At 65.7% G+C, this 10,236-nt stretch carries 10 protein-coding genes; 6 read left to right on the forward strand and 4 right to left on the reverse strand.

Features of this window, described 5'->3' with window-relative positions; translation table 11 throughout:
• Positions 1-33 precede the first annotated feature (33 nt).
• Positions 34-1,257 (reverse strand): MFS transporter, encoded by a 1,224-nt coding sequence (locus NCS58_RS25470; RefSeq protein WP_061116197.1) that lies wholly within the window; start codon positions 1,255-1,257, stop codon positions 34-36.
• A gap of 228 nt (positions 1,258-1,485) precedes the next feature.
• Between NCS58_RS25470 and NCS58_RS25475 the strand changes: the two genes are divergently transcribed.
• From NCS58_RS25475 to NCS58_RS25485, 3 genes are all read left to right on the forward strand, one after another.
• Positions 1,486-1,866 (forward strand): response regulator transcription factor, encoded by a 381-nt coding sequence (locus NCS58_RS25475; RefSeq protein ID WP_250477777.1) that lies wholly within the window; start codon positions 1,486-1,488, stop codon positions 1,864-1,866.
• A gap of 150 nt (positions 1,867-2,016) precedes the next feature.
• Positions 2,017-3,867 (forward strand): ATP-binding protein, encoded by a 1,851-nt coding sequence (locus tag NCS58_RS25480; protein ID WP_061116199.1) that lies wholly within the window; start codon positions 2,017-2,019, stop codon positions 3,865-3,867.
• The gene (locus NCS58_RS25485) at positions 3,857-4,537 is read left to right on the forward strand and encodes a response regulator transcription factor (protein WP_061116200.1); all 681 of its coding nucleotides are present in this window, start codon (positions 3,857-3,859) and stop codon (positions 4,535-4,537) included. The genes NCS58_RS25480 and NCS58_RS25485 overlap by 11 nt, the downstream gene beginning before the upstream one ends.
• Before the next feature lie 6 nt (positions 4,538-4,543).
• Here NCS58_RS25485 and NCS58_RS25490 read toward each other — a convergent pair whose 3' ends face one another.
• Together NCS58_RS25490 and NCS58_RS25495 are read right to left on the reverse strand one after the other, a co-directional pair.
• Entirely contained in the window at positions 4,544-4,759 is a 216-nt protein-coding gene (locus tag NCS58_RS25490; RefSeq protein WP_061116201.1) for a hypothetical protein, read from the reverse strand.
• Between the two features lie 77 nt (positions 4,760-4,836).
• A complete protein-coding gene (locus tag NCS58_RS25495) occupies positions 4,837-6,411 on the reverse strand; it encodes a sensor domain-containing diguanylate cyclase (protein WP_086960695.1) in 1,575 nt (524 codons plus the stop codon).
• Positions 6,412-6,804: 393 nt separating this feature from the next.
• Between NCS58_RS25495 and NCS58_RS25500 the strand changes: the two genes are divergently transcribed.
• From NCS58_RS25500 to aroQ, 3 genes are all read left to right on the forward strand, one after another.
• A complete protein-coding gene (locus tag NCS58_RS25500) occupies positions 6,805-8,223 on the forward strand; it encodes an MFS transporter (RefSeq protein WP_061116202.1) in 1,419 nt (472 codons plus the stop codon).
• 97 nt (positions 8,224-8,320) lie between these two features.
• A complete protein-coding gene (locus NCS58_RS25505; protein WP_311394677.1) occupies positions 8,321-9,376 on the forward strand; it encodes a Gfo/Idh/MocA family oxidoreductase in 1,056 nt (351 codons plus the stop codon).
• 37 nt (positions 9,377-9,413) lie between these two features.
• On the forward strand, positions 9,414-9,860 hold the full coding sequence (gene aroQ / locus NCS58_RS25510) for a type II 3-dehydroquinate dehydratase (protein ID WP_061116203.1): 447 nt from the start codon (positions 9,414-9,416) through the stop codon (positions 9,858-9,860).
• Between the two features lie 65 nt (positions 9,861-9,925).
• Here the strand turns inward: aroQ and NCS58_RS25515 are convergent, their stop codons facing one another.
• The gene (locus tag NCS58_RS25515) at positions 9,926-10,087 is read right to left on the reverse strand and encodes a hypothetical protein (RefSeq protein ID WP_250538905.1); all 162 of its coding nucleotides are present in this window, start codon (positions 10,085-10,087) and stop codon (positions 9,926-9,928) included.
• Between the last annotated feature and the right edge of the window lie 149 nt (positions 10,088-10,236).

A 10,236-nucleotide genomic window follows, 5' to 3' on the forward strand; every position in this document is an offset into this window, starting at 1 on the left:
GCTTCGCGCCATCAGCCGTGGATACAGGGCCGCCTATCCTTGTGTATAGGTTCGGGCCGAATGACGCCGGCCGATCAGGATGAAATGCGCCAGCGCGATGAGCGGAAACACCGTGGCGACGGTCGCGACGAGCATCCAGCCGCCGCGCTCGTACAGCGGGCTTGCGAACGCCGAGCCGAAAGCACCGCCCACGAAGATGCTCGTCATGTATATGGCGTTCAGGCGGTTGCGGCTCGCGGCGTGCAGCGCGTAGATTTCACGCTGGCCGAGCACCATGTTCATCTGCACGGCGAAATCGAGCACGATGCCCGTCACGACGAGCGCGCCGATGCCCCATGCCGGATGTATCACGATCGGCAGATACGCGAGCGCCGCGAGAATCAGCGCGATGAAGGTCGCGCGCACCGTGTGGCCCGCGTCCGCGAGACGCCCGGCGATGGGCGCGGACGTCGCACCCGTCGCGCCGATGAGCGCGAAGATGCCGATAGCCGTCTGCGTGAGCCCGTAGTGCCGCGTCAGTTCGACAGGAATGCCGGTCCAGAAGAGGCTGAACGACGCGAACATCAGCGCCTGATACAGCGAGCGATGACGCAGCACCGGCATCGTGCGCACGAGGTGGCCGAGCGAGCCGATCAATTCGAAGTACGTCGCCTGATGGCTCGGCTGGCGGCGCGGGATCGTCAGCGCGAGCACGGTCGTGATGCCGATCATCAGCACGGCGGCCGCGCCGAACATCGCGCGCCAGCCGAAGTGGCCCGCGACGAGGCTCGATATCGGCCGCGACAGCAGAATGCCGAGCAACAGTCCGCTCATGATGGTGCCGACCACCTTGCCGCGCGATTCGTCCGGCGCGAGATGCGCCGCGAGCGGAATCAAGATCTGCACCGCCACCGACGAAAAGCCGATCAAGAGCGAGATCACGAGAAACCAGCCGGGCGTGTGCGTGAACGTGGCCGCCGTGAGGCTCGCGATCGACACGAGCGCGGTCGCGATCATGAGCTTGCGGTTTTCGAGCAGATCGCCGAGCGGCACGATGAAAAACAGACCGAGCGCATAGCCTATCTGCGTAAGCGACACGATCAGGCTCGCCGTGCCGCCCGCCATGTGCAGATCGGGCGCGATCAGCTCGGTGATCGGCTGCGCATAGTACAGGTTCGCGACGATCGCGCCGCAGCAGAACGCGAAGAGCGCGATCAGTCCGCGCGTGAGCTCGACGTGCTTGCCGCCGTCGAGCGCGCTCGATGTTGGAGTCGACATGTGGGTTCCCGGAGTGGCAGAACGGGACTATACGGGGTTCGCGCGTAACGCGCTCGACACGCCCTGCGCGCCGGTATCGTCCGACGAATGCCTGGATGAAAGCGGAGGCCTCAAGCTATACGTACATATGATTTCGCGGCCGTTGCCGCGTGCGTAAGATGAGTTCCATCGAGGCGGTGGACCCGTCCCATGCCCGCCGATATTCACGCACGGTCCAGGACAACGCCCTTGCAATCGCCTTCCAGAGTTTCCGTGATCGACGATGACGAATCCGTCCGCGTCGCCTCCTCCAGCCTGTTGCGCTCGCTCGGCTGGGAGGTCAGCCTGTATCCGTCGGCGGAGTCGTTCCTCGACGCCGATCCACTCGAGGGCCTCGCGTGCATCATCACCGATCTCAACATGCCCGGCATGTCCGGCCTTCAACTTCAGCAGCGCCTGCGCGAACTGAAAGCGGGCGTGCCGATCATGTTCATCACCGCGTTCGCGTCCGATGCCGCGCGCCGTCAGGCGCTCGACGGCGGCGCGGTGTGTTTTCTCAGCAAGCCCGTCGATGGAACCGTCGTCGCCGATTGCCTGGAACGCATCAAGCAAGGTTTTTGGAAGGAATAGAATTCATGGCGTCATCCGGCTGGCGCGCATGGTTCTGTCTGCCGCGCGCAGGCCGCGATGTTTTCAACGAACGCTTCTCGAACGCTCAATGACCATGCCGCCTGTCTCGTTCGTCGTTCGTTTCCATTCGCCGGCGTCCGACCGGCCGTGATGGAGACATTCCAGAGCGCGCCGCGCGCGGTGCGTCACGATACCCGCATCGTGTCGATCCTAGCGGCGGCCATTGCGCTCGTCGTCTTTCTGATCGACGCGCTCACACCACTCGATATCGCCATCGCGGTGCTGTATGTCGTCGTCGTGCTGCTCGTCGCATCGACGGGCAATCGCACCGCGACCGTCACGACGGCGTGGGGTTGCGTCGTGCTGACGCTCGTCGGCTTCGTTCTCTCGCACGACGAAAACGTGTCGGGCGGCGCGCTCGCGCGCTGCGCGGTGAGCCTGCTCGCGATCGGCACGACCGCCATTCTGTCGCTGCGCAATCTGGCCACGACGACCAAGATGCAGGAGCAGCTCGAACTGCTCAATCTTGCGCACGACGCGATCGTCGCGCACGACATGAACGAGCGAATCACCTTCTGGAATCGCGGCGCCGAAGTGCTATACGGCTACTCGGCGCAACAGGCGATCGGCCAGCCGATTCATAGCATGACACAGTCGAACTCGCCCGTGCCGCACGCGCAGATTCGAGCGGAACTGCTGCGCTCGGGGCGATGGGACGGCGAGATCACGCGCGTGCGGCACGACGGCAGCGAGATCGTGATCGCGAGCCGGGCCGCGTTGCTGCGCGACGCGAAAGGCCTGCCGTGCGCCGTGCTTGCGACGAGCAACGACATCACGCAGCGCAAGCGCATGGAAGCGGAATTGCAGCGCCAGCGCGATGCGCTCAAGCGCAGCGAGGCGTTTCTGCTCGACGCGCAGCGTCTTTCGCGCACCGGCAGCATCGCGACGCGCCTGCCCGCCGGCACGATGTGGTGGTCCGACGAGGCGTACCGCATCTTCGATTACCCGCGCGATGTCGAGCCGTCCGTCGAAGCGATTCTCGCGCGCACGCATCCCGACGACATCGGGATCGTGCGCGGCGCGCATGAAGCCGCGATCGGCGGCGTGTGCGACATCGACGTGGAGCATCGGCTTCTGTTGCCGGACGGGTCGGTCAAGCATGTGCATTTCGTCGCCCATCGCGCATCGACCGAAGCGGATGGCGACGAATACGTCGGCGCGCTGATGGACGTCACCGACACCAAGCTCGCCCAGGAAGCGCTCGCGCGTTCGACCGCCGAACTCGCGCACGTCACGCGCGTGACGATGCTGGGCGAACTGGCGGCGTCCATTGCGCACGAAGTCACGCAGCCGATGGCCGCGATCGTCACGAGCGGCGATGCCGGCCTGCGCTGGCTCAACCGCGCGCAACCCGAAATCGCGGAAGCGCAGCAATCGATCACGCAGATGATTCGCGACGCGAGGCGCGCGAGCGAGGTCATCGCACGCATTCGCGCGATGGCGAGAAAGCGCGACAGCCAGCCCGCGACGCTGGACGTGAACGAGATCGTCGGGGAGACGATCGAACTCGTGCGGCGCGAGCTCGGACGTCATCGCGTGGAAGTGCAAACGGAGCTCGCGACGCCTTCGCCTACCGTGCGGTGCGATCGCGTGCAGTTGCAGCAGGTGCTCATCAACTTGATGATGAACGCCGCGCAGGCGATGTCCGGCGTGAACGGGCCGCGCGTGCTGCGTGTCGCGACGGGCGCGAGCCCGAGCGACGAAGGCTACGCGCAGATCACCGTGCAGGATTCCGGCACGGGCATCAGCGTCGACAGCGCGCGCCGTCTTTTCGACGCGTTTTTCACGACGAAGGCCGAAGGCATGGGCATGGGTTTGTCGATTTGCCGTTCGATCATCGAGGCGCACGGCGGCAGGATATGGGCGGAGTCGCCCGATGAAGGCGGCGCGCGCTTGCGCTTCGTGCTGCCCGAAAACCAGGGGGGAGACGATGAGCATTGACAAGGGCGCGGACGCGAAAACGAACGCCGCGATGGTCTACGTGGTCGACGACGACGAATCGATGCGCGACGCGCTTCGCATGCTGCTGCGCTCGGTCGGCCTGAACGTGATGACGTTCGCGTCCGCGCACGAGTTCCTTGCGTATGACATGCCCGAGGTGCCCAGTTGCCTGATCCTCGACGTGCGGCTGAAAGGGCAGAGCGGGCTCGCCGTGCAGGAGCAGATGGCCGCGAGCCAGGTCGGCTTGCCGATCGTATTCATGACGGCGCACGGCGACATCGCGATGACCGTGAAGGCGATGAAGGCGGGCGCCCGGGATTTTCTCGCGAAGCCGTTCCGCGATCAGGACATGCTCGATGCCGTCGCGCAGGCGCTGGAAGCCGACGAGGAACGGCGCGCGGCGAGCCGCTCCGTCGCGGACCTGCGCCGCTCGTACGAATCGCTAACGCCGCGCGAGCGCGAGGTCATGGCGTTCGTCGTGTCGGGTCTGATGAACAAGCAGATCGCGGCGGAGATGAACCTGAGCGAGATCACGGTGAAGATTCATCGCGGCCAGGCGATGAAGAAGATGGCGGCGCGCTCGCTCGCCGATCTCGTGCTGAAGGCCGAAGCGCTCGGCGTGAAGATGCCGCAGGGCGCATCGACGCCGTCGCGGGCGCAACGGCCGTGAGCGCGGTTATCGCAGCGGCGTTTTGATCGCCGGTGCCGCTTCTTCGTCGAGCGCGATCCGCTCCAGCGGCAACTCCGTGTCGCAACCGGCGCGAGGGAGCGCGCTCCAGTCATGCGGCGCGTTCAGCGAATACCACGTGCCGAACGCCAGCACGGCGGCGCAGCCCGATAACAGCCTGCGTGTCGATGTATCGGCCATGATGCGCTCCCAGTGCGTGACCATGACGTCAGCTTAGAGAAGCGCACGCGCGCCGGCCATTCTACGAAGGGCTCGGCGCGTTCATACCAACGTGTGATGCGCTACCACGCGCGGCCGCGCTCGCCCAGCGCGGCGACGGCCTGCTCGTCGTTGGCCACCGCATCGCCGTCGCGGCCGGAAAACCGAAATCCGCCGCGCTCTTCCGATTTCGCTTCATAGAGCGCAGCATCGGCCCGCTTCAACGCGCTTTCGAACACTTCGCCCGGACGGGCGAGCGCGATGCCGACGCTCACGCCCACGCGCACCGTCAGCCCGCACGAGAGCGCGTAGGGCGCGGACAGTTCGCGGATGATCTTGCGCGCGAAAGCGGTGTTCGACGCATCCGCGATGTACGTCGCGACGATCGCGAATTCGTCGCCGCCCAGACGCGCGGCCAGCTCGCCGCGGCGCATCGCGTTGCGCAGGCGATCGGCGACGAGCTTCAGCAGGTCGTCGCCCGCGTTATGGCCGTGCGTGTCGTTGATGCGTTTGAAGCCGTCGAGATCGACGTACATCACCATCACCTTTTCGCGGCCGGCGCCGCCCGCCATCAGACGCTCGGCATGATCGCCGAGATAGCGCCGGTTCGGCAGGCCCGTGAGCGAATCGTGATGCGCCCAGTGCAGGATCTTCGCCTCGGCCTTGCGGCGCTCCGTCACGTCCTCGATGATGATCACCGCGCTGCCGTCCGGCACCGGGTTGCGGCTCAGCTCCAGAAGCCGGCCGTCGCGCAGCGGCAGATCGAGCGGCAGCTTGCCCGCCTCGAGCCATTGCGCGCAGCGCTCGGAGAACTGTGCGCGCAGCGTCTCGCCGAACTTCGCCACGCCCACGTAGCCGATGAACTCGGGCAAGGACACGTTCAGCCGCAGCATTTCGACGGTCGCGCCGAACAGCTCCGCCGCCTTGCGATTCGCGATCACCACCTTGCCCGACGCATCCACGGTGCACAGACCGTGCGGCATATGCGCGAGCGCCGCGTCGAAGCGCGCGGCGATTTCGGCATGGCCCTGCTCGGCGGTCATCAGCGCGACGAGGCCGGAGTAGTGGCGCTGCACGACCGCGCACATCGCGCCGATATAAAGAAAGAGCGGCGGCAGGAGAATCCAGTAGCCGGCCGGCCCGAACAGGCCGCCGACGCCGATCGGCAGCGCGCCGAGGCACACCTGCGCGATCGCCAGATGCGGCGTGCCCGCGTTGCGCGACGCAATGCCGCCGAGCAGGCCCGCCGTCACCATGATCGCGAGGGAGGCGAGCACGGCGTCGCCGGAAATCACGCAGGCCATCGCGCCGAGGCCGGACACGAGACACGTCGCGAGCGCGAACGGTGCGTAGCGCCCCGCCCACGGGCCGGGATGCGGCGCGACCGGGCGGCTCAGCGCACGGTAGCGGCACACGATCGACAGGCGCACGGCGAGCAGGAGCGCGTCGGCGGCGACCCAGAGCATCGCCCAGACCGCCTGTTGACGGCCGAGCGCGATCATCGCGACGAAGGCGCTGGAAATGCCGGACAGCAGAAGCGGGCGGACGTCCTCGACGAGTGTCGACAGCAGCGACGCGCGAATGGCGGTCGTGATGCGCCCGTTCTCTGTCGCCGGCGTGGCCAGAATCGAATCGATCAAGGACGGATTGCCTGACATACGGAAGACCGGGGCCAGCGAGAGGACGAAAAACCGCGGGCGGCGATGCCGTCGCCGCCGGTACTCGTGTATACGGCCGCGTGTGCACATACTTTAGGCACGGGCTCGACGCTGCGCATGCGCGGCGCCGCCGATTATTCGCCCGGAGCGCATTCTGACTTTCCTCCGCGCTGGATTATGCTAGCCGGCGGACATAGTAATCTTGCGCTCAATCCTTGCAGTCAGACGCCGGCGCGCGGGTTTTGCCTCATCGAAAGCTTTCGATTCAGAGGCGATGATGGACGAACGTCCGCGCGCGCCCCTTGCGCGGGCGTCGTCGATGAAGAACGAAAGCGCAGCGTCGTCGTAAAGATGGCCACAGAAACCGTCGTGCGAAACATAAATGGAGACGTCATGGACACGAACTCTCTTCCTCCCGGCGCGCCAGGCGAGTCGCACGCCGAGCACCGGAAGCAGACGAAGAAAGCCACCGCGAGCGGGTGGATAGGCTCGGCGCTCGAGTACTACGACTTCTTTATCTACGCGCAAGCCGCAGCGCTGATCTTCCCGCAGCTTTTCTTTCCGTCGGGAAATCCGAAAGTGGCGATCGTCGCGTCGCTCGCAACCTACGGCGTGGGCTATGTCGCGCGGCCGATCGGCGCGTTCGTGCTCGGCCACTACGGCGACACGCACGGCCGCAAGACCGTGCTCGTGCTGTGCATGTTCCTCATGGGCTTCTCGACGATGGCCGTCGGCCTGTTGCCGACGTATCACAGCGTCGGCATGCTCGCGCCGGCGCTGCTCGTGATTCTGCGGCTCGTCCAGGGCTTCGCGGTCGCGGGTGAAATCTCAGGCGCGAGTTCGATGATTCTCGAACACTCGCCGTTCGGGCGGCGCGGCTACTTCGCGAGCTTCACGCTGCAGGGCGTGCAGGCCGGCCAGATTCTCGCCGCCGCCGTGTTCCTGCCGCTCGCGTACTTCATGCCCGAGGATTCGTTCAACTCGTGGGGCTGGCGTATTCCGTTCCTGCTCTCGGCAATCGTGCTGGTCGCGGGTTACATCATCCGCCGCGAAGTGCACGAGACGCCCGCGTTCGAGAAGGAAGGCGAAAAGGGCGCGGTGCCGCGCTCGCCGATCGTCGATGCCTTCAAGTACAACCTCGCCGACATGATCCGCGTCGTCTGCATGGCGCTGATGAACGTGATTCCCGTGGTCGCGACCATTTTCGGCGCGGCGTACGCGGTGCAGCCGGCTTACGGCGTCGGCTTTCACAAGAGCGTGTATCTGTGGATTCCGGTCGTCGGCAACATTCTCGCCGTGTTGGTGATTCCGTTCGTCGGCAATCTCTCCGACAAGATCGGGCGCAAGCCGCCGATCATCGTCGGTGCGATTGCGTCGGGGCTGCTGTCGTATCTGTATCTTTATGCGATCAGCATTCACAGCGTCGGCCTGGCGATCGCCGCGTCGCTGCTGATGTGGGGCATCGTCTATCAGGGCTATAACGCGATCTTCCCGAGCTTCTACCCGGAGCTCTTCCCGACGCGCACCCGCGTGTCCGCGATGGCGATCGCGCAGAATGTCGGCACGACGATCACGGCGCTCCTGCCCGCGCTCTTCGCCACCGTCGCGCCGCCCGGAGCGACGAACATTCCGCTCATCATCGGCTCGATCACGCTCGCGGTCACGATCATCGCCGCCGTGGCCGCCTGGAGCGCGCGCGAGACGTACCGCATTCCGCTCAGCCAGCTCGGCGAACAGGACGCACGGCCGGTCGAGAAGTCCGAGTACGAGCGCTTGCGCGCGGAATCGGTCGCGAACGCGCGCGCTTCCTGAGCCTCATTTCCCCGATTGTTTTTCTCACGGCGGCGCGCAACCCGCGCCGTCCGCGTGTCCTCGCACGCGCTATTTTTTATCGACCCGGTGAATTCAAGTGAATACTGACTCAGCCAAAACACGCATCGCGGTGGCCGGCGCAGGCTATATCGGCCAGGCGCACATGGGCGTCGCGCAGGCGAGCGCGACGTGCACGCTTAGCGCCATCGTCGATCCGGCGCCGGCGGCGGCCATCGCGGAGAAAGCGGGCGTGCCGCTCTACAGAACGCTCGATGAACTGCTCGCGAAGGATCGCCCGGACGGCATCGTGCTCGCCACGCCGAACCAGCTGCATGTGGAGCACGCGCGCATCTGCCTCGCGGCCGGCGTGCCGACGTTGCTGGAAAAGCCTGTCGCGCCGACTGTGAAAGAAGCGCAGGCGCTCGTCGATGAAATCGAACGCTCGGGCGTGAAAGTGCTGATCGGCCATCATCGCGCGCATAGCCCGATCATGGCGCGCGCGAAGCAGGTGATCGACGAAGGACGGCTCGGGAAGCTCGTCGCGGTGATGGGCAGCGCGGTGTTCTTCAAGCCCGACGAGTATTACGCGAGTGCGCCGTGGCGCCGCGAGCCGGGCGGCGGGCCGATCCTGCTGAACATGATCCACGAAGTGCACAACCTGCGCATGCTGTGCGGCGAGATCGTCGCGGTGCATGCATTCGCTTCGCACGCGACGCGCGGCTTTGCCGTCGAGGATACCGTCGCGGTCAATCTGCGCTTCGCGAGCGGCGCGCTCGGCACGTTCATGCTGTCCGACACGGCCGCGTCCCCGCGCAGCTGGGAGCAGACCTCGCAGGAGAACAAGGCATATTCGACCTATCCCGATGAAGACTGCTACGTGATCGCGGGCACCTTCGGCTCGCTTTCCGTCCCCACGATGCGTCTCAAGTCCTACGCCGCAGCGGGCGAGCGCTCATGGTGGAAGCCGTTCGAGGAAAGCATCGTGCCAATGCAGCGCGACGATCCGCTCGCGCGTCAGATGGAACATTTCGGGCGCGTGGCGCGCGGGGAAGCCGAGCCTATTGTCAGCGCGCGCGACGGGCTGCAGAATCTGCGGATCACCGAGGCCATCGCGCGCGCCGCCACGAGCGGCGAGATCGTCGAGACCGCCTGAATCTCTTCAATTCCCCCATCCAGTTCAAGGAAATCACATGGCAAAGATCCTGACGCTGCACGGCGTCAACCTCAACATGTTCGGCAAGCGCGACCCGAAACAGTACGGCACGGCGACGCTCGCGCAAATCGACGAGCAAATGGCCGCGCTGGGCAAGGAGCTGGGCGTGGACGTGGAGTGCTACCAGACGAATATCGAAGGCGAAATGTGCTCGCGCATTCATCGCGCGTTCGAGGAAAAGGTCGATGCGATCGTAATCAACGCCGGCGCGTGGACCCACTACAGCTACGCGATCCGCGATGCGCTCGCCATTCTGAGCGCACCGGTCATCGAAGTGCACATGTCGCACGTGCACGCGCGGGAAGAATTCCGCCACAAATCGGTATTTGCGGAAATCGCCAAGGGGCAGATTTCGGGCTTCGGCGTGGACAGCTATCTGCTGGGCTTGCGCGCGGCGGTCGCGGCGATCGACGCGGGCAAGTAAGGCTGGGCACTGCTTTCTGATGTTTTTCCAGCGAGGCGCATGGGCGCCTCGCCGGAGTCACCGGGTCAGACCGGACGGCTGAAATCCTTCGACGCATGCGCCGCCGGCTCGCGGTCGCGCTGCTCACGCAGCGGTTCATGATTGCGCTGCGCCGCGCCGCGGATGAACAGCACCGCGCAGACCGCGCAAATTCCCCAGACCGCGGCGATGATCGTCAAGTAGCTCATTTTCCTTCTCCCCGATGCTCCGAGGGGGGGGGGGGGGGGGGGGCCCCCCCCCCCCCGCCCGCGCGGTTTTCCCGGGCCCCCGGGCCCCGCCCCCAACCACCCCTCAAAAATTTTGCGCGCGGCATGATGGCGGGGTGATTCTTGTAATA

Source organism: Caballeronia sp. INML3B, assembly GCF_023631305.1.
Taxonomy (GTDB): Bacteria; Pseudomonadota; Gammaproteobacteria; order Burkholderiales; family Burkholderiaceae; genus Caballeronia; species Caballeronia turbans.